This window comes from Rhizobium jaguaris (genome assembly GCF_003627755.1).
GTDB classification, from domain to species: Bacteria; Pseudomonadota; Alphaproteobacteria; order Rhizobiales; family Rhizobiaceae; genus Rhizobium; species Rhizobium jaguaris.
Genome location: NZ_CP032694.1, coordinates 3131217 through 3151823, shown reverse-complemented (window position 1 = coordinate 3151823; position 20607 = coordinate 3131217). Strand labels below are relative to the sequence as shown.

The window sequence follows — 20607 nt, the reverse complement described above, 5'->3', positions numbered from 1 at the left end:
TCAGCACCTTCCGACAATCAGCTGAGGACGATCGAAACCGTCTGATTGCGAATACCCGCACCCGAACGGTGCGGGTACCCGAAACACTGACTATTCTGCCGCTTGATAGGCATCCGAGCGCGGGGTCGATGTTCTCGGCCCCACAGCTGCCAGCAATGTGATCGCGGCAGCCAATATTGCGACGAAGGCAGTGCCGGCGATATAGGGGTTCCAGCCGAAGCTCGGTGCTGCGCTGAAGACAGCCGATGCGGCCGCCAGGATGATGCCGCCACCGATCTGGAAGGAGGCAAACAGCATGCCCGAAGCCAAGCCGGACTGGTCTTCGCTGACGTCAGACAGTGCGGCGACCTGAATCGACGGATAGGTCATGGCATAACCGACGCCTAGCAACAACTGCGAGATGGCGACGAGCACGATCGTATCGATCTGGCCGGCTGACAGTACCCAGAAGAGATAGCTGATGGCCTGAAGTCCGACGCCGAATGTCATCAGTAACGTCGTGCCGCGGTTCTGCCCGATCGTGGCGAAGCGAGGCGCGAGGAACATCACGCAGACGCCGCCGAGGGCGAAGGCGAAACCGGTGGCGAAGGCCGACCAGCCGACGACGGTCTGGTAATAGAGCGTCGCGATGAATTGGAAACCGACATAGGCTCCCTGGAACAGGGCAGCGATGGCATTAGCATGGCTGAGCCTGGCTCGCCGGAACATCGCAAGCGGCACCATCGGATCGTGATGGCGCGACTCGACCAGCAGGAAGAGCAGGATCAGTACGAGCGCTGCAACGAGCGATCCCCAGGTTGCGAATGCCTGCCAGCCATCGGCGGCGGCGTTGGTGACGCCGAAGACGAAAAGCAGCAGACCGGGGGTGATCGTCAAGGCGCCGGCCCAGTCAAAGTGGGGACGTGAGCCGCTTCGCTTATGATCGGCAGGGAGGACGAAGGGGGCGACGATCAGGGCTAGGATGGCGACGGGAGCACCCATGACCAGGGTCGCGCGCCAGCTGACGATCGTGGCCGCACCACCAAGCACCATACCGAGCACGAAGCCGGCGGCACCGGTGGAAGAGAATACGCCGAGTGCCTTGGCACGGGCGCTGCCTTCTCCGAAGACAGAGAGCAGCAGTGCGAGGGCTGCCGGTGCCGTGAACGCGGCCGCGATGCCCTTGATCAGGCGTGCGGCGATCAAGGTCGGTGCGCTATCGACGAAGCCGCCGGCAATGCTGGCGGCAGCAAAGACGCCGAGCGACCAGAGAAAGACGCGACGGTGGCCGAAGAGATCGGCGACACGGCCGCCGAGCAGCAGAAAACCACCATAGCCAAGCACATAGGCGCTGACGGCCCATTGCAGCGAGGTCGCCTGCATGCCGAGCTCTTTCTGGATTGCGGGCAGGGCCACCCCAATGGTGGAGACGTCCATGGCGTCGAGGAAATTGGCGGCGCATAGCAGCAGCAACGCCAATCCGGCCCCGCTTCGAGTTTGGGAAGAATTCATCGGGATCGTTCCTTTCTAGGCTGCCGACTCTTGGGAGGTTGAAAACGGCAGGGAACGAGAAAATGTACAGCTTCAAACCCTATTGCAAATTGATAGTAACCATGTCAGGTATTACTCGTGATGATGAATGATGCCACACTCCGAAAGATCGACCTCAATCTGCTGCTCGCTTTTTCCGTGCTTATGCGGGAACGGAATGTGAGCCGCGCCGCCGAGCGCCTGCTGCTCGGCCAGCCCGGTCTGTCGGCCGCGCTGCGCCGGCTGCGCGAGACGCTCGATGACGAATTGTTCGTGCGTGTCGGCCGCGGTTTGCAGCCGACGCCGCGCGCTCTCTCCATTGCCCCCGCCATTGAGGACGCGCTTTCGGGTATCGAGCGCGCCATCCGACCACCGACCGCTTTCGACCCGGCAAGTTGGCAGGGCGAGTTCCGCGTTGGCATGTGCGACAATTTGGAATCGGCTTTCTTCGGGCCGCTGGCGGCGCGGATGCGGCAGCTGGCGCCTGGTGTTCGGTTGGTCAGCGTGGCGTTTGACAAACGCGACGCCGCGCGTCTCCTGGACGATGGAGCCTATGAGTTCAGCATCTCCGTGCACGACGAACCTGCCTCATGGCACATTCGAGCGCCTTTGTTCGAACAGGCCTCGTTGTGCATCTATGATGCCCGGCATCTGACATGCGCGACGCCGCTGAGCCTGAAGCATTTCGCAAACGCGCCGCATGTGACGGTATCACTTGAGGGCACCATATCGACCAATGTCGATGTCGCTCTTGCGCGCCTCGGGCATCGCCGTCAGGTGGTGGCGACGGTCCCGCGTTTCTCCGCTTTACCGCCGACATTGCGAGCCATTCCGGCCATTGCGACAGTTCCGGAGTCCATCGCCCGCTGCATGGCGCAGCTTCACGATTTGACAATTTCGGCGCCGCCGTTCGAATTGCCAGCTGATCCGGTGACGATGCTCTATCGGCGCGTCGATCAGGCCGACAGCCGTTCGGTCTGGCTGCGTCGCTTGTTCGTGGAAGTCGTGACGGAAGCGCTGGAGGCGAGCGGCTGCAGCATAGGCGTTTCCACGGCCGCCTGCTGCTTCGACAAGGTTCCTTTGGCTGAGGCCGTGTGAAACCTTCGCAACTGGGACTTCGTGCCGTTGCCCACAAGCCCAATGGCAGTCTCGACCGGATCGAAGAGGGCGCGACGTCTTTCTCGTGATATGAATCACTGGCGTAATCATCGAATTAGACGTGGGACTCTCGATGTAGGGCAACGGCTTGATCGGGTTTGGCGGCATCACGGTGTCGAAAGGATTCGATAGTCTCAACTTGACCTATCATACGCGCACGCATAGCTGGGGACAGGGCTACGCGACCGAACTGGTGAAGGAAGCTTTGACATTTCCATTCAATGACTTGGGCGCTGAACAGGTGATTGGCCTCGTTCGTTCAGCCAATGTCGCTTCCAGGGCTGTTCTGGAAAAATGCGGCTTCACCTTCGAACGCGAAGTCATGTTGCACGGTGCGCCCACCAATCTCTTCGCGGTCACGGCATACGGCCAAACGGTATGACCCCCAAATGGCTGTCACCCCGCCCATATGGGCGTAGACGAATTGCAGGCTCTTCTTTTTGCCCGTCCCATTCCACAATAGCGCAGGATAATTCGCGCCAGGCGTGAGTGTGCAAGGGGGAGACCGCGATGACGGAAACTCGTCTCACAGGGGAAGACGCGTCCAATTCGAGCATTGGTCAAAACGTGATCTCCGGTACCAGCGCGGGACATCTGGCGCTGGTTCCTACATGGATGCCTTTGGATATTGCGCCCAGCGCGAACGTTAATTCCGCAGGAAGCGGCGGCGACGGAATTGCGACCGGCCTTATCAGCAGCAATCCCCTCGCGATCTTCACCCCATCCAACGCGGCAATAGCCGGCCCTCATTCGACAGCGGACGCCTCTCAGGGCAATGATGTGTTTTTCAATCAGCACTCCACCGAAATGGCCGGCATAGGCGGCAATGGCGGTAGCGGCAATGTCGCAATCGGCGGTATCGGCAGTACTTCTGTCAACCATGCCGGAAGCGGCGGCAATGGCCTGTTTTTCGGTGGTATCGTGAGCTCCGATGTTGCCGTCTTCGCCCCGGTGAACACCGCCGTCGCGGGTGGCGAGGGATCCGTGGCGCATTCGGACCAAACGAACAACGCCGTGTTTCTGCAGGGCGCGACCCAGATGGGCGGTATCGGCGGCTCGGGTGGCGACCACAATATTGCCGCCGGTGGCGGCGGGTCGGAGAGTGCCGCTTCAAACCCTGGAAACGCGCTCATTCTCACCGGCGACAACTATGCCGGACACGGTGGCGATGGCCACTTCATCGGTAGCATGGTCGATGTCAACGTCGCCATCTTTTCGCCGATCAACATCGCGGTCGGCGCTGCGGGCGGCTCGGCGGAAGCCCATCAGACAAACAATGCGATTTTCGAGCAGGGCGGTATCCAGATGGCGGGTATCGGCGGTGATGGAGGCGGTTTCAATCTGTCCTCGGATACGATCTTCACCGGAAACAGCATGGGTGGCGGTGGTGGATCGGGGTCTGCGAACGGCAGTTTCGTCGATGTCAGCATCGGGTATTTCCATCCGATCAACATTGCTGTTCCTGCCGGCGGGACGGCCGACGCCCAGCAGATCGACCATATCCTCACTGATCAGCATACGCTGCAATTGGCCGGCATTGGCGGCCATGGCGGCGAGGGCAACCTGACGGATGCCCATTCGGCGCTCGTCGACGATATCCTCAATTTTATGCACAGCTAGATCGGCTCAGTTTTCAGGAAACTGCTCTATCCTTTTGTTTTTTGCAATTGAGGACGGAAAAACCGCTTCGCAGGAACATGCGCAGGCGGTTCCAATTCCGGGTTCCAACTCTCAATGGAAGTGTTTACAGAGAGCATTGTCTCTGTCGTCTAGCTTTGCGCCGTTAATCGCGTGGGCATAGCCATTTGGGATACATCCTCTTTCCCGGCCATACCCCACCCAAAGGGCCATCTCCGAATATCCGGCTGGCTCACCGGTTGAATTGCGAGCACTGTCTGCAAGCGGTTTTCTTGCCAGGTAATAACGTACCGGCATCGGGCCGTGGGAGATATACGGACCGAATAGGAGAGGAGTTACACTATGCCTATTCCACAGATAACTGATACGATCAATCTCACCGATCCCACTGCAGGCAACGCAAATGCCGGCAACGGCGGTAATGGCTATGGCAATGGGGATATCCACTTCGATCCCACTGCATATGTCCACAATGTTCAGGACGTCTACGGCGCCTCAACTGATGTTCACAATGGCGATCATGTTTCTCAGATGGCCGATTGGGGCACCGGTGACGGCGGAGCTGGCGGCGCCGCTGTGAGTGCCTTACTTGCAACGGTCAACAACGCCGGAGCTGGTGGAGCAGGCGGAGACCCCACCTCCAGCGGCAACCAGGGTTCAGGGAGCGGCGGCGACACGGCAGCGGTTTCGGCACCGACAACAGCCACACAACTTGGCGAATTGGTGTCCGATCAGCACGCCACCATCATATCCGGCATGGGTGGCAATGGCGGTAACGGCAACCTGGCCGAAGGCGGCAGTGTCTCGACTGCATTGGTTCATACCGATACCCTCAGCACGGCCGTATCGAACGCTTTCGATCATTTCGACAATTCTTTCGGCACCATCGACGTGCACCATCTCGGTACGTGATCGATTATGCCAGCCGGCCCGTGAATTCGGGTCCTGAGGATCGCCGGTTTCGGCCAGCGATCCTCGTATTTATGACAGTTCGACCAAGCATTCGCCTTTCATAGTCCAGAGCTGCGAGATCTGATGATGTCAACAAGTCTTGCACAAGCCCAGCGCCCGCAGACTCCACTGGTCATTGCCCTCCGGGCTTCCGCCGGCGCTTTCGGCTTGGTCTTCATCTATAGCTGCGGCTACAATCTCTTTCTTCTCGCTCCTTCCATCTATCTTTTGCAGATATACGATCGGGTGCTGTCGAGCCGCAGCGCCGATACGCTGTTGATGCTGACGCTCATCATCGCTGTTGCCGTGGTGGTGGGGTCCACCTTGGATATTGTGCGCAGAGCAGCGCTTTCGCGTATCGGCAGTTGGATGGACCACCGGTTGCGCCCGGACGTTTTGAGCGCGTCGTTCGAATATGCGTCCCGTGCCGATACCAGCGTGGCGGCCGACTGTTATCGCGACCTTGCCACGCTGCGTCAGTTCCTCGATTCGCCGGCAAGTTCGCTTCTCTTCGATGTTCCCTGGGCGCCGGTATTCCTGTTGCTGCTCTTTCTCGTCCACCCCTTGCTGGGAGCGATCGGCCTTGTTAGCGCAGTCGCGCTTTTGTCGCTTGCCCTGTTGACGGAGCTGGCGACGCAGCAGCCGATCGCGCAGGCCAATCTTGCGCTGTCAAGGAGCTATGTGCGGCTTTCAACGGCTCTCCGATATATTCAGGTGATCCGAGCCATGGGGATGCAGGATGGCGCGGCACAAATCATCTACCGCGATGCGGAGGTCGCCAGAAGAGCGCAAGATACCGCGATGCATCGGACCGAGATCATCTTGGGATTCTCGAAGTCCATCAGGACGTTAACGCAAATTCTTGCCATGGGAGCGGCCGCATGGCTGGTCCTCGATGATAACAGCAGTCCCGGGATCATCTTTGTCGCGAGCCTGCTGCTCGGCCGCGGTCTTGCGCCGGTCGAGGGCGCGATCGGTGCCTGGCGCTCGTTTGCGTTTGCTCGCAATTCCTTCAATCGTCTCAACAAGATGCTGCTGGTTGTTGCTTCGCAGGATGACGCCCGAACGATACCCACCCCCGAACCCAGCGGGCTCGTCGTCGACAATGTCGGCTATGCCCCGCCGTTTGTCGATCGGCCGATATTGAAAGGCGTCACGCTGCGCCTTGTGCCAGGTGATTGCGTTGCGCTCATCGGCCCGTCGGGGTCCGGCAAGTCGACGCTCGGCCGGATCATGGCCGGCGTCCTGCACCCGACGAGCGGAGGCACGTTCCTTGGAGGCGTCGACATATCGGCGCTGCGCCTTTGCGGCGACACCCATCACGTCGGCTATCTGCCGCAGGATATCGAGCTTTTCGGCGGAGCGATCAAGGACGTCATCGGGCGTCTGGACGGCGCCGATCCCACCAAGGCGATCGAAGCGGCAAAGCTCGTCGGGCTGCATGAAACGATCATGCGGCTGCCGCAGGGCTACGAGACCGACATCGGCGAGGGGGGAAGCTTGCTGCTGCGCGCTCAGCGGCAGCAGCTCGGATTGGCGCGAGCTGCCTACGGAAATCCAGCGCTTGTGATACTCGACGATCCGAATTCCAGTCTGGACTATGAAGGCGAACGCATCTTGTTTAATGCGATCGAACGCATGAGATCCAGGCGAATGATCGTCGTCATCATTACTCATCGGATGGGCGTTCTGCCCGTCACCAACAAGATCGCCATTATCCGCAACGGCATGGTCAATGCGTTTGGAGAGAGCGAGTATATATACGATACCTACCTTCGCCCTCCATCGCCGGCGCCGTCCCTGGAGGGAAGGGCTGTGCCATGACTGTCATCCGTCCAGCAGCTCCGGCCAAATTCATAAGTCCGTCAAGCCCGAGCACCCGGTCTGCCCAAAGATTGGAGGCTGCGAAGAAATTCCTGAGCTATTCACCGGTCCTTGATGCGGATTTCACGAGGTTGGCGCCGGCGTCGCCCATGCCCGTGCTGCGGTCGGTGAAGCGAACGGGCAACCTGCTGATTTGCGTGTTTATCCTCGGTTTCGGAATATGGTCGGCGTTGGCTCCTCTCAAGAGCGCTGCGGTCGCCTCCGGCATCGTGGAACCGGAGTTCAGCCGCAAGACCATCCAACATCTGGAGGGTGGGATCATAAGACAAATTCTCGTCAGGAACGGCGATGCCGTCACTGCGGGGCAGGTTTTGATCGAACTGGACGATACGAAATCGCGTTCGGAGCGCGACAGCATTCAGGGCCAGCTCTGGGACGCTGAAGGCATGCATGCGCGCCTGCTTGCCGAACAGAGCGATAGCGACCAGATCACCTTTCCACCGGACCTTCGAGCGTTGATGAACAATAATCCGGCGGTCAATGCCATCATGAGCGGGCAGCACAGGATATTCGAGACGCGCCGTCAGGTCATGCAGTCCGAGATAGCAATCACGCAGGAAAAGATGAGGCAGGTTCAACAGGAGATCATCGGGCTCGGCGCACAAAAGGCTTCGCTTGCAGACAGGGCCGAAATCTCACGGCAAGAGATGGAATCGGCCACGAGTCTCGTCAACAAAGGGGCGGAGCGGAAGAGCAGGATTTTCAATCTGGGGCGCGAGAAGGCTGACATCGATGGGCAGGCGGGCGAAGTGGACGCTCAGATATCGCGCGCCTATCAGGTGATCGGCGAAGCCCAGGCCAATCTGGTGAAACTGCAGAACGATCGGCAAAATGAGGTCGCCCTAGGCCTGCGCGACACGGAGAGCCAAATTCTGCAACTGAGCGAGCGGTTGCGTGAAATTGACGATCAGCTTTCGAGGACCGACATCCGGGCTCCGGAGGACGGGGTGATCATGGACCTGCACGTTCACACGGCAGGTGGCGTGGTCGGTGCGGGCGAGCCGCTTCTCGATCTGGTGCCGCGCGAGGCCCGTCTTGTGATAACGGCACATGTGCGGCCGGAGGATATCAATTTGGTGCGTCCGGGGTTGGAAGCACAAGTTCATCTTCTACCTTATAATCAGCGGCGGGTTCCGCTGCTGAGAGGTACAGTGGACTACGTTTCCGCGGATCGCCTTGTCGATAAGCAGACCGGTCAGGCCTACTATGCTGCGACGATCCGTGTGACAGATGAACGATTGGCGAAGATGCACGATGTCGCGCTGGTTCCGGGCATGCCCGCCCAAGCATTGATCGAAACGGGCAAGAGCAGCGTCGCGTTTTACGCAATCAGACCGCTTCTGGACAGCTTCAACAGAGCGTTTCGCGAAGACTGAAGACCTCCAGAGCATACGGCTTGGAAATGCGACGCGAATATGGATTGGTACTCCCACCATTCCTTCCTGGCGCCTCTCAATTTCTGGCATGTCGCCGTCGAAGGGACGCAATGATGGGTAAGAGAAAATTCAATGATGACAGAATCATGGACATTCTGAAGGAGCATCAGAGTGGCATGACGGTGACGGATGTGTGCAGCAAATACGGGATTAGCGAGCCTACCTTCTATCGGTGGCAATCCCTGCAGCTCAGGAATGCCGGCTTCGACGTCAAAAGGCTGAGGGCCTTGGAAGAGGAGAACCGAAAACTCAAGAAGCTATTGGCCGAAACCATGCTCGCAGCAGCGACGCTGAGCGAAATGCTTGAAAAAACATCCAAGGAAAGCGCGTAGCTTACGATGCCGCCGCATCATGGCCGTTGGTTAGCACCCTGTAACCCAAACGGGCAACGACTTCGGTTCGGTTCTGGACTTGCAGCTTGCGCATAATATGCTGCACGTGCATTTTCACGGTGTGGCCGGACAGATTGAGCTTCCCCGCAATGACCTTATTCGAGCAGCCGCGTTGCAGCTCGGCAAGCACATCCGTTTCGCGCGGCGTGAAGTCGGCAAGGTCCAGGCCATGCGCGCGCGCCTCTATCATCCTTTGATCGTCATCCTGAGAGTCGGTATGCCTGACAAGGCCGTTTGTAAGCATATCTAACGGCTGCGGACAGAATATACCGCCTGCGAGAACGAGCCGCAGCCCGGCAAGGGCGATCTCAATGGGAATTGAGGTCGTGAAAAAGCCGCGAATGCCCATTTTCAGTGCTTGAGATGCGATAGAAATATCATCCGAGCCCGATAATAGCGCGATAGGCGCTTCGGAAAAGCGTTCCGCGATAGCCGTCAGATCTTCAAGTACACTGACGCTCTCAACGCTTCTGCCGCCCAAATCCAGAACGATCAGACGGACATCCATTCCGAGAGCCCTATCAAGACTCTCAGTAGAGACCATATCAACAAGATCCCAGCCGGCGAGTTCGTGCTCAAGAAGCTTCACGATGGTCGTGCGGGCAAGTGTGTGATGGTCTATGATGATTACGGTTGGCGCGTCGCGCCCGTTCCGGCGTTTTATTCGTGAATTGATGGACACGTGTCGCCCCCCAAGGATAAATGCGTTCCATCTCGTCGCGAATATTATACCCGTTGTTGTGTCATGTCATGATAAAATGGGGATTAATCCCGCGTGCAACCCAATGTAGCGAGATGAAGGAATCTTTCTAACTACAACCATGGGGCGCGTTTCTATAAGCCCATCAATTGACAGGGGTGCGGCAGCAGCTTTTCAGTATGCGGTTCTTGGATATTGCCGCCGCCAACAACAGGCGCAGCGGATCGAATTTGAGATGGTCTGTATTGAAAAATATGCATGTTTGCAGCATCTGGCGTGATCTCAGCAAAGTGAGAGTTGAAGGGCGGTGGGATCACTCAACCGCACATCTGCACCCAGCCCAAAAGGCGATACTGATACGAGGTTATGGTTCAAACGCCGGATGGATAGCCGCCATTTTGGGTTGTGATACTGCCAAGATGACATCTCCTGAGCGACGGTTTGAGTGACGCAACGCAACGCAAGAATCCCTGCAGCCCTCTCAACAAACTTGCTGGATTTTGATCGGTATCCGATCAATTTATGCATGCGGTCGCGCACCTCCTCTCAGTGTGGAGCTTTCATACGGCTCGTCACTCGTGCGGCAGGGGTGCCGGATTGCACCTCTGCCGCAAGGAAGTGCATTGGGGCAGGTTTTATGCGGCCTGGCTCGTCACCTCGTTCTTTCCCCTGCCGCGTCAGGCCTGTTCAGGCCAGACGCGTACCATTGCCGTCATAAGGCCATTTCCAGTTACTGATTTCCGGCATGTCTTCGCCGTGTTGGCGGACGTAGCGATGGTGTTCTTCGAGTTTGCCCTGAAAAAGCTTGATCACATCGGCCGCTTTTTCCTTCAATCCCGGCACGCGCTCGATCGTCTCGATGGCGAGATGGTAGCGGTCGAGTTCGTTGAGAACGGTCATATCGAACGGCGTTGTCGTCGTCCCTTCCTCGATGAAGCCGCGGACATGAATGTTGCTGTGGTTGGTGCGCCGGTAGGTCAGGCGGTGGATCAGGTAGGGATAGCCGTGATAGGCGAAGATGACCGGCCGATCCGGCGTGAACAGCCTGTCGAAGACCTCATCGGTCAGGCCATGCGGATGCTGTTCCTTGGACTGTAATGCCATCAGGTCGACGACGTTGACGACGCGGATCGATAGCTCCGGAATGTTTTGGCGGAGAAGATCCACCGCCGCAAGCGTCTCCATGGTCGGCACGTCGCCGGCGCAGGCCATGACCACATCGGGTTCCCCGGCGCCCTGTTCATTGCCGGCCCAATCCCAGATGCTGATGCCGGCCTCACAGTGTTTGACGGCTTCATCCATCGACAGCCATTGCAATTCCGGCTGCTTGCCCGCGACGATAACGTTGATGCGGTCATAGGTCTTCAGGCAATGGTCTGACGTCCACAGCAGCGTATTGGCATCCGGCGGCAGATAGATGCGCACGGTGTCGGCCTTCTTGTTGGCGACAAGGTCGATGAAGCCGGGGTCCTGGTGGCTGAAGCCGTTATGGTCCTGCCGCCAGACATGCGAGGTCAGCAAGTAGTTCAGCGAGGAAACCGGTTTGCGCCACGGGAGCTCGCGCGACACTTTCAGCCACTTGGCGTGCTGGTTGAACATCGAATCGATGATATGGATGAAGGCTTCGTAGCAGGAAAACAGGCCGTGGCGACCGGTCAGCAGATAGCCCTCCAGCCAACCCTGGCACAGATGCTCGCTCAGCACTTCCATCACCCGGCCGTCGCGGGCCAGACTGACGTCATACGGCTTGATTTCCTCCATCCACACACGGTCGGTCACTTCGAAAACGCTGCCAAGGCGGTTGGACTCCGTCTCGTCGGGACCGAAGATGCGGAAATTGGCGCCATCGGCATTGAGGGTCAGGGTGTCGCGCAGATAGTGGCCAAGGATTTCCGTCGATTGTGCCATCGTTCTGCCGCGCTCTTTGACGGCGACTGCATAATCGTCGATCGCGGGTGTTACGAGTTCTTGGCGCAGGAGGCCGCCATTGGCATGGGGATTGGCGCCCATGCGCCGTTGGCCCATCGGCGCCAGTGCGCGCAACGCCTCCTTCAGACGCCCGTTGGTGTCGAAGAGATCCTGCGGATCGTAGCTTTGCATCCAATCTTCCAGGATCTTCCGGTGACCGGCATCGTCGCGGCAATTGGAAACGGGCACCTGATGCGCCCGCCAGAAGCCTTCGACCCTCTTGCCGTCGACTTCCTTGGGGCCTGTCCAGCCCTTCGGGCTTCTGAATACGATCATCGGCCAGCGCGGGCAGAAATTGCCGGGCGCGCCGTGGCGGGCCTCCCGTTGAATGGCGCGGATACGATCGAACGCCTGTTCGAAGGTCGCGGCCATGGCCTGATGCATCTTATGCGGTTCCGAACCTTCGACGAAGAACGGCTCGTAGCCGTAGCCGATGAAGAGATGGCGCAAATCCTCGTCGGTGGCGCGGCCGAGAAGGGTGGGGTTGGCGATCTTGTAGCCGTTGAGATGCAAGATCGGCAGTACGGCGCCGTCGCGTGCCGGATTGAGGAACTTATTGGAATGCCAGCTAGCGGCCAGCGGGCCGGTTTCGGCTTCACCATCGCCGACTACACAGGCTGCGATCAGGTCGGGATTGTCGAAGACGGCGCCGTAGGCATGGACGAGGGCATAACCGAGTTCGCCGCCCTCATGAATCGAGCCGGGCGTCTCCGGCGCCGCATGGCTCGGAATGCCGCCTGGGAAGGAGAACTGACGGAACAGTTTGCGCATGCCGTCCGCATTCTCGGAAATATCCGGATAGATTTCGCTGTAGGTGCCTTCGAGATAGGTATTGGCGACCATGCCGAGACCGCCATGGCCAGGGCCGCAGACATAGATGATATCGAGATCGCGATTGCGGATGATCCGATTGAGATGAGCATAGATGAAATTCAATCCGGGCGTCGTGCCCCAATGGCCGAGCAGACGGGGTTTGATATGCTCCGCCTTCAGCGGCTCGCGCAGCAGCGGATTGTCGAGAAGGTAGATCTGTCCGACCGAGAGGTAATTGGCCGCGCGCCAATAGCGGTCGATCAGCGCCAGCTCGGCCGTATCAAGCACGCCGGTAGAATCTGCGGTTGCCTGCTTTTCCATGTGATTGCTCCGATTCGATGTGGTCGAATGGGAAGCTATCGCCCATGGAGCGGGCTGGTTATGATCTGGATCACTCCCGGCAAAAATCGACAGGGCCTCATTGGCAATGATCTGCTCTTCGTCCGTTGGAATGACGAAAGCGGTAACGGAACTTGAAGATGTGCTGACGACGGGCGCGTTGGCGGCATTCGCATCGTTGTCGATATCGAGACCGAGCCATCGCAGGCGGTCGCAGATCGCCGCACGAATTTCCGGCTGGTGCTCGCCAATGCCGGCGGTGAAGACCATGCCGTCCAGGCCACCCAGCGTTGCCGCCATGCGACCGATCTCACCGGCAATGCGCAGGCAAAACAAATCGATCGCCTCTCGCGCTTCCGCGCGCGCGTCCTTCAGCAGATCGCGCGTGTCGGCGCTGATGCCGGAGACACCGATCATGCCGGACTGGTAGTAGAGCATATCTTCCACTTCCTTCAGCGCCGTGCCTTTCTGTCCAAGCAGATGAAGCAGTACGCCGGGATCGAGAGTGCCGCAGCGCGTCGCCATCGGAATGCCGTCCAGCGTCGAAAATCCCATGCTGCAATCACGGCTCTCGCCCTTGTCGAGGGCGCAGAGGCTTGCCCCGCTGCCAAGATGGGCGACAACGACTTTGCCTGCGGCCGCCTTGGGTGCGCGCCTTTGCAGCTCGGCGGCGATGAAAGCATAGGAAAGGCCGTGAAAGCCGTAGCGTTTGATTCCCTGGTCGTGCAGCGCGCGCGGTAGAGCGAAGCGACGAACGAGATCGCTCTGCGTGGCGTGGAAGGCGGTGTCGAAGGAGGCGGTCTGTGCGAGCGCCGGGCGCAGATGCTTGACCGCGCGGATCAGGCGCAGCGCCTGCGGCTGGTGCAGCGGCGCAAGCGTAGTCAGCCCTTCGATATCGCGGATACTGGCCTCATCGAGGCGCACCGGACCGGTGAACATATCGCCTCCATGGACCACACGGTGACCGATGGCTCTCACTGTGGACAGGTCGAAATGCTCGCTGAGGATGCCAAAAGTTTCGTCCACGACTTCGTGCAGATGTTCGCCTGTATCTGTTTGCAGAGAGCGATCGAGGGACGCCGGGCCTTCTGTCAAATGGAAGGTGAGGGGGCGACGACGAAAATCGATCAGTCCCTTGCCGATGCGATGGGCTTTATCGGCCTCGATCTCGAACAGGCCGATTTTGACCGTCGACGACCCGGCATTGAAAGTCAGAAGCAGGTTTCCGTTCGGCATGATGCTAGCCTCGTCAAGGGAAATGGCCGTCAGACTCCAAGGAGCCACGGCGGCAAAAAGCAATTCGACTGCCGTTTGTTTCATTGGAACTGGGTAGTCAGGCCAGGCGCGACGGCAGGGCCGCCGCGCCTCGAGTAATCCGAGAGACTGGCTTTAGTGAGCCTTCCCCGCCGGTTCTTTCGCCTTTTTATTGTCGTCGACGATCTCATACCACATTGCGTTGAGGACGGCGAAGGCTGCGGCGAGGGGGAAGCCGAGAAGCCAAGCAAAATACCACATGTTCTTTCTCCTATTGTGCGATCAGTAGGCGTGGTGGCTCTTGTCGCTGACCGTCTCGGCGTCGATCTTACCCCAGAGCACCCGATAGACCCAGGCGGTGTAGAGCAGGATGATCGGCAGGAAGAGCACCGCCACGACCAGCATGATGAACAGCGTCATATGGCTTGAGGACGAGTCCCAGACCGTGAGACTGGAGCGCGGGTCAAGCGAGGAGGGCAGGATGAAGGGGAACATCGAGACGCCGACCGTCGAGATGATGCCGAAAATGGCGAGCTTGCTGAAGAGCAGCGGTGCCACTTGACGGCGGGCAAGCATCGACAGAAGGGCCGCGATTGCGCCGAGGAGGCCGAGGATCGGAGCGATCATCATCCAGGGATGACTACCATAATTGGCGAACCAGGCGCCAGGCGCATGATCGACGGTCTTCAATAGAGGATTGGACGGACCGATCGTGTTGATCTCGCTGGTGATGTGATAGCCGTCGATGCCGTACCAGAGGGCGAGGCCGCCGAGTGCGAAGAGCACGACCGTCGCGAGTGCTGCCAGGCTGCCATAACTGCGGGCCCGTTCGGCGACAACGCCGTCCGTCTTCAACTGCAGCCATGCCGCGCCATGCATGGTGAGCATGGCGACGGAGAGCAGGCCGCAGAGCAACGCATAGGGATTGAGGAGTTCAAAGAACGAGCCCTCGTAGTAGATCCGCATGTCGTCGGCGAAGCGGAACGGCACGCCCTGCAAGACGTTGCCGACGGCGACGCCGAAGATCAGGGAGGGAACGAAACCGCCGATGAACAGCGCCCAGTCCCAGCCTGCCTTCCAGCGTGCACTTTCGCGTTTGGAGCGGTATTTGAACGCCACCGGCCTGAGGATGAGCGCGAAGAGGACCGCGAACATCGCCAGATAGAAGCCGGAGAAGGAGACGGCGTAAAGCGGCGGCCAGGCGGCGAAGATGGCGCCGCCGGCGAGGATCAGCCAGACCTGGTTGCCTTCCCAGGTCGCGCCGATCGCATTGATGGCGATGCGCCGCTCGGTATCCGTCCTTGCGACGAATGGCAGGAGCGCGCCGATACCGAGATCGAAGCCGTCGGTCACCGCAAAGCCGATCAGCAGGACGCCGAGCAGCAACCACCAGATGATGCGCAAAGTTTCATAGTCGATCAGTTGATGCAGGATCATGACGGTTACTCCGCAGCAGGAACGAAGGTTTCGGATGTAAGTTCGGCTTCCGGCTCGTCGTCCGGTTCCGGGCCTTTACGAATGGCTCTCACCATCAGGCTCATCTCGATGACGATCAGCGCGGTGTAGATCGCGGCGAAGCCGAGCAAAGTGAGAAGCACAGTGCTGGCTCCGAGATTGGAGACCGCAGCGGCGGTCGGCAGCACGCCTTCGATGACCCAAGGCTGGCGGCCGAACTCGGCGACGACCCAACCGAACTCGATGGCAACCCAGGGAAGCGGGATGGCAAAGAAGGCGATCCTGAGCAACAGGGGATAGCGGTCGAGCTGGCGGCGGGCCGAAAGCCAGAAGAAGGTTGCCGTCAGCAGGATGAAGAACATGCCGAGACCGACCATGACGCGGAAGGTCCAGAAGAGTGTGGGCACATTTGGAATGGTATCGCGCGCGGCCTGATCGATCTGCGCATCGGTCGCCTGGCGAGGATCGTCGACATAGCGCTTCAGAAGCAGGGCGTAGCCGAGCTCGTGGCCGATATCTTCGAAGGAAGCGCGCGCCTGCTGGATGGACGTATCCTGCGCAACGGCACCGGCAGTACCAGGCTGGGCGGCGCGGATCTTCATGAGCGCGTCGTAGGCTTTGATGCCGTCACGGATGCGGGTCTTGGCCTGCTCCTCAAGCTGGTTGATGCCGGGGATTTCGGTGGTCAGCGAGCGGGTGCCGATCAGGCCCATGACCCAGGGGATACGGACGGCATAATGGGTCTCGCGTGCTTGCTGATCCGGAAAGCCGAAAAGGGTAAAAGCGGCGGGTGCCGGCTCGGTCTCCCACATGGACTCGATCGCCGCGAGCTTCATCTTCTGATGTTCGGTCGAGAGATAACCGCTTTCATCGCCGAGGACGACGACCGACAGGGCCGAAGCCAGGCCGAAGGACGCGGCAACCGTCATTGAGCGCTTGGCAATCTCTATATGGCGGCCCTTCAGCATGTACCAGGCCGAAACGCCGAGCACGAAGATCGAGGCGCAGACATAGCCGGCCGATACGGTGTGGACGAATTTTGCCTGGGCTACCGGATTGAAGACAACGTCGAAGAAGTTGGTGATCTCCATGCGCATCGTCTGCGGATTGAGCGCCGAGCCGACCGGATTCTGCATCCAGCCATTGGCGACGAGGATCCAGAGCGCCGAGAAGTTGGAGCCGAGCGCGACCGCCCAAGTGGTGACGAGGTGTCCGACCTTGGAGAGCCTGTCCCAGCCGAAGAAGAACAGGCCGACGAAAGTCGCCTCCAGGAAGAAGGCCATCAGGCCCTCGATCGCCAGCGGCGCGCCGAAGATGTCGCCGACATAATAGCTGTAATAGCTCCAGTTCATGCCGAACTGGAATTCCATGACGATGCCTGTTGCGACGCCTAGCACGAAGTTGATGCCGAACAGCGTGCCCCAGAATTTGGTCATCTGGCGCCAGATCTGCCGTCCGGTCATCACATAGGTCGTCTCCATGATGGCAAGCAACACGGAGAGGCCGAGCGTCAGCGGCACGAATAAGAAATGATAAAGCGCAGTCATGGCGAACTGCAGGCGCGATAGCGCCACGATGTCGAGTTCCATAGTCTTTCTCCCACGGTCCCACGGGGGTTGGTCGATACGGCGCTATTCGACGCGCCGTCTTTGTACGGTCAGTTTGCCGCCTCAGTCCGGTCGCAGCCGGTTCAGGATGGCATCGAATTCTTGTTCGCCGCGTCGCGCCGATGCTGTAATGCGGCCATGCTCGAGCATCGCAATACGATCGGCGATCGCGGCTTCGCGGCGGATATGTGTGGCGATGACGAGGCTGCGTCCGGCGGTGTTGGTGGCGATCTCTCCCAAGACAGCGCGCGCGGTTTCAGCGTCGAGCCCTTCAGTCGGTTCGTCGAGCAGCCAGAGCGGCGTGTCGCGCAGGAAGAGCCGGGCCAGCGCCAGCCTGCGCGATTGGCCGCCCGACAGGCCGGCACCGCCTTCACCGAGACGCGCCGATAGTATTTCCGGCAGCGCCTGGATATCGGCGAGAAGGCCTGCGGCCTGCAGCGCCTGACGGAGCCGTTCGTCGCTTGCGAGCGGGTCGGCGAGCAACAGGTTGTCGCGGATCGTATCGTTGAAAAGCTCGGTGCGCTGCGTCAGCGTTGTCGCGCTGAGGCGGGTGATCGTCCCGGAAGCCGGAGCGATTTCGCCGGCAAGCAGAGCGAGAAGTGTCGATTTTCCGGCGCCGCTTGCGCCGACAAGGGCAAGTCGCTCACCGGCAGCCAGTGACAGGGACAGGTTCTCGATCGCCGGATGCCGCGCTTTCTCGTAGGATGCGCTGACAGCCTTCAACTGGAATGCATAGCCGTCGGGTGGCTGCATGGTCTCAGAGGCTATATCTTCCGTCGCCAGGCGCGGGGCGATACGCCTGGCGGCAAGCAGCGTGCGGCCGAGCTCCAACGCCCCGCGGCGCAGTGCCGCGAACGGTTCCGTCGCGGCGAAGGCGATCAGCAAGCCGAAAGCGGCGGCCGGCGCTCCGATCGTGCCGTGTTTTGCCAGCGCGGCAACGGTCAGAAGCGTGGCTGTCAGCAGAACCGTCGAGGCGAGCGAAAAGCCGAAGCCGACGGCATTTTCGATCCTGTTCAATTCATGATCCGCGTCAGTGAGCCGTCGGTCGGCGTCGTCGATCGCGACGCGTTGCGCCCGTAGACGACCGGCCATGGCAAGATCCGTCTGGCCGGCGACCAGATCGATGACGCGCGCACGGAGCGCTTCCATCGCGTGGGCGCGGCGGCGTCCAGGCTTCATCGCCATTCGACCGGCTATCAAAGGAATGCCGAGGCCGGTGATAACGAGCCAAAGGCCGACCAAAATACCGAAGATCGGCTGCATCAGGCCCAGCGCAACGCCGATGGCGAGAGCTGATAGCAGAGCGACGCCCGCCGGCAACAGTACGCGCAGGTAAAGCGAATCGAGCGCATCGATGTCGGCCGTCAGCCGGAACAGCAGCTTTGCCGGACGGCGCATCATGGCTGCGGCGCTGCCGGGTGCTGCCCAGCCGCGAAAGAGCCTTTCGCGCAATGCCGCGAGAACGCGCAGAGTTGCGTCATGGGTCACCAGCCGTTCGCCATAGCGTGCTGCTGTGCGGCTGATGGCGAGCAGGCGGATGCCGGCCGATGGCGCGAAGACGTCGAAGATGATGGCGCTGGTCGCCGACATGCCGGCGAGCGCCGTCGCGGTGACGAACCAGCCGGAAAGACCGAGCAATCCGGCACCGGAGAGCACGGCCAAAGCCGATAGCACTGCGCCGAGGCAAAGACCGCGTCCGCGCTCGGCACGAAACAGGCGGACGATCGGCAGAAGCGTGGTTAGGCTCCGTTTCATGCGGCAATCCCCCTGCGTCGCGTTTCAAGATGGATAGTGCGGTCGAGGCGTGCCGCAAGCAGCGGATCATGGGTGGCGACGATCAGCGTCCGGCCCTTTGCCAGCGCGAGCAAAGCCTCGGTCACATCGGCCGCAGTTGCGGCATCGAGGTGGGCGGTTGGCTCGTCGGCGAGGATAATGCCGGCGTCGTTGTTGGCGGCTACGCGGGCCAACGCCAGCCGCAGCGCTTCGCCGCCAGAGAGGCCAAGGCCGCCTTCACCGACTGCGGCGATCTCGTTGGCAGCGACCACGCCGTCTAGGCGCACCGTCCGAAGCGCATCTTCGATGGTGCCATCGTCGATACCGGCCCGTCCAACGCTGACATTTCGCTTTAGGCTGCCGGAGAAAATATGAGGCCTCTGTCCAATCCAGGCCATGCGACAGCGAAGGGCGGCGGCGCTATCCTCCGTCAGCGGGACGCCGCCGACCCTGATCGTGCCGGCTTCGTGCTGAGCAAGCCCCGCAATCAGGGACAGGATGGTGGTTTTGCCGGAGCCGCTGGCACCCCAGAGTGCGACATGGTCTCCCGCTGCAACATTGAGATAGAGGTCGTCGATCACCACCGGAAGATCCGGTGCGTGGCGGAAGACCAGCCCATCGATCTGCACGGAGGGAACGGTAGTCGGGGCCTTTACGCCGTCTGGCTCCGCTCCATCGAGGATCGTAGGTCCTTGCGACGATAAGGCGTCGAGTGCGGCAAGCGCCGCTTCGCCGTTGGCGCGATCGTGCCATACGGCCGAGAGTTCTCGCAGAGGCTCGAAAAAAGCCGGTGCGAGCAGAAGGATGAAAAGGCCTTGTGTAAGCGTGAGCCGGCCGTGCCATGTGCCGATGTCGATCGAACCCAGCAGGCTGAAGCCGATATAGACGGCGGTTGCGGCAACACCGAGGGCGGAGAAAAGCTCGAGAACGGCGGAGGACAAAAAGGCGATCTTCAACACCGCCATCGTGCGGCTTCGCAACGAGTCCGCATCGGCGCGCAACCGTACCGCCGTTACATCCACGGCGTCGAGTGCCCGGATCGTTGCGAGGCCGCGTAGGCGGTCGAGCAAGAAGGCGTTGAGGCCGCCGGTTTCGGCCAATTGCTTTTCGCTGGCGGCTTTGGCGCGCCAGCCGATCAGAGCCATGAAAATTGGAATGAGCGGCGCGGCGATGAGCAGGATGAGCGCCGCAACCCAGGAAATCGGAAAGATGCAGGCGAAGAAGACGAGCGGCACCGTGCTCGCCTTCATGCGTATCGGCTGGAAGCGGGCGAGATAGGGCACGACCGCCTCGGCCTGTTCGCTGACGACGCTCGCCGCCAAACCCGAGGCCGGCCTGCCAATGTCGAGGGGCGACCGGGCTGCAAGCGCCGCAACGGCGCGATTGCGCCGCGATGTAAGCTCGCCTCTCGCCGCGCGGAAAGCAATGCGTCCGCCGGCGGCCTCGACAGCGGCGCGAACGATGCCAAGCGCCAAAATGGCAAGGGCCGCAAGTGCCACGTCCGTTGTGCTGCCGCCATCGCTAATGACGCCGACGCTGAAGGCGAGGAGGGCTGCCTGTGGAATCCAGACCAGCGCAGCAGCGGTCTGCATGCCTGCGGCCAGCTTAAGCCCCGCCGGCTTTTGTTTCCGGCTTGCTCGGTTTCGCTTCGCGGCCGGCGCAGCGTCGGACTCGGCCGTGTGCGCTTCTTCTGGAGTGATGTCAGGATCGAAGAAAGCAGCCGTCATCGT

15 protein-coding genes and 1 pseudogene are annotated in these 20607 nt (G+C 60.3%); 7 read left to right on the top strand and 9 right to left on the bottom strand.

The genetic code is table 11. From position 1 onward, the window contains the following. Nucleotides 1-90: 90 nt before the first annotated feature. On the bottom strand, nt 91-1491 hold the full coding sequence (locus CCGE525_RS15360) for an MFS transporter (protein ID WP_120705030.1): 1401 nt from the start codon (nt 1489-1491) through the stop codon (nt 91-93). 120 nt (nt 1492-1611) lie between these two features. Here CCGE525_RS15360 and CCGE525_RS15355 point away from each other — a divergent pair, with 120 nt between their 5' ends. The 7 genes from CCGE525_RS15355 to CCGE525_RS15325 all read left to right on the top strand — a co-directional run bounded on the left by CCGE525_RS15355 (nt 1612) and on the right by CCGE525_RS15325 (nt 8908). Further along, complete coding sequence (locus CCGE525_RS15355) at nt 1612-2607, top strand: LysR family transcriptional regulator (protein WP_120705029.1); 996 nt, start codon at nt 1612-1614, stop codon at nt 2605-2607. Between the two features lie 148 nt (nt 2608-2755). Beyond that, entirely contained in the window at nt 2756-3049 is a 294-nt protein-coding gene (locus tag CCGE525_RS15350) for a GNAT family N-acetyltransferase (RefSeq protein ID WP_425375872.1), read from the top strand. 128 nt (nt 3050-3177) lie between these two features. Continuing rightward, nucleotides 3178-4287 (top strand): hypothetical protein, encoded by a 1110-nt coding sequence (locus tag CCGE525_RS15345; RefSeq protein ID WP_120705028.1) that lies wholly within the window; start codon nt 3178-3180, stop codon nt 4285-4287. Between the two features lie 360 nt (nt 4288-4647). After that, nucleotides 4648-5217, top strand: a complete 570-nt coding sequence (locus tag CCGE525_RS15340) for a PE-PGRS family protein (protein WP_120705027.1) — start codon at nt 4648-4650, stop codon at nt 5215-5217. A 126-nt stretch (nt 5218-5343) separates the two neighbouring features. Beyond that, entirely contained in the window at nt 5344-7080 is a 1737-nt protein-coding gene (locus CCGE525_RS15335; RefSeq protein ID WP_120706429.1) for a type I secretion system permease/ATPase, read from the top strand. Then, nucleotides 7077-8516 (top strand): HlyD family type I secretion periplasmic adaptor subunit, encoded by a 1440-nt coding sequence (locus CCGE525_RS15330; protein WP_120705026.1) that lies wholly within the window; start codon nt 7077-7079, stop codon nt 8514-8516. Before CCGE525_RS15335 ends, CCGE525_RS15330 begins: the two co-directional genes overlap by 4 nt. Before the next feature lie 146 nt (nt 8517-8662). After that, complete coding sequence (locus CCGE525_RS15325; RefSeq protein WP_162950190.1) at nt 8663-8908, top strand: transposase; 246 nt, start codon at nt 8663-8665, stop codon at nt 8906-8908. 1 nt (nt 8909) lies between these two features. On the opposite strand, the gene CCGE525_RS15320 is transcribed toward CCGE525_RS15325, so the two are convergent. The 8 genes and pseudogenes from CCGE525_RS15320 to cydD all read right to left on the bottom strand — a co-directional run bounded on the left by CCGE525_RS15320 (nt 8910) and on the right by cydD (nt 20604). Further along, nucleotides 8910-9650, bottom strand: a complete 741-nt coding sequence (locus CCGE525_RS15320; protein ID WP_120705024.1) for a LuxR C-terminal-related transcriptional regulator — start codon at nt 9648-9650, stop codon at nt 8910-8912. A 705-nt stretch (nt 9651-10355) separates the two neighbouring features. Beyond that, nucleotides 10356-12770, bottom strand: a complete 2415-nt coding sequence (locus tag CCGE525_RS15315; protein ID WP_245472166.1) for a phosphoketolase family protein — start codon at nt 12768-12770, stop codon at nt 10356-10358. A 138-nt stretch (nt 12771-12908) separates the two neighbouring features. After that, nucleotides 12909-14024 (bottom strand): annotated as a pseudogene (locus CCGE525_RS38965) (acetate/propionate family kinase); the annotation flags it as partial. Nucleotides 14025-14177: 153 nt separating this feature from the next. Next, nucleotides 14178-14303 carry a cytochrome bd-I oxidase subunit CydX gene (gene cydX / locus CCGE525_RS15310; protein ID WP_120705023.1) on the bottom strand — a complete coding sequence of 42 codons (126 nt, stop codon included), beginning with the start codon at nt 14301-14303 and terminating at the stop codon, nt 14178-14180. A 21-nt stretch (nt 14304-14324) separates the two neighbouring features. Further along, nucleotides 14325-15479 (bottom strand): cytochrome d ubiquinol oxidase subunit II, encoded by a 1155-nt coding sequence (gene cydB / locus CCGE525_RS15305; RefSeq protein WP_120705022.1) that lies wholly within the window; start codon nt 15477-15479, stop codon nt 14325-14327. A gap of 5 nt (nt 15480-15484) precedes the next feature. Further along, entirely contained in the window at nt 15485-17086 is a 1602-nt protein-coding gene (locus CCGE525_RS15300) for a cytochrome ubiquinol oxidase subunit I (RefSeq protein ID WP_120705021.1), read from the bottom strand. Between the two features lie 81 nt (nt 17087-17167). Then, a complete protein-coding gene (gene cydC / locus CCGE525_RS15295) occupies nt 17168-18859 on the bottom strand; it encodes a thiol reductant ABC exporter subunit CydC (RefSeq protein WP_120705020.1) in 1692 nt (563 codons plus the stop codon). Then, nucleotides 18856-20604 (bottom strand): thiol reductant ABC exporter subunit CydD, encoded by a 1749-nt coding sequence (gene cydD / locus CCGE525_RS15290; RefSeq protein ID WP_120705019.1) that lies wholly within the window; start codon nt 20602-20604, stop codon nt 18856-18858. The genes cydC and cydD overlap by 4 nt, the downstream gene beginning before the upstream one ends. Nucleotides 20605-20607 lie beyond the last annotated feature (3 nt).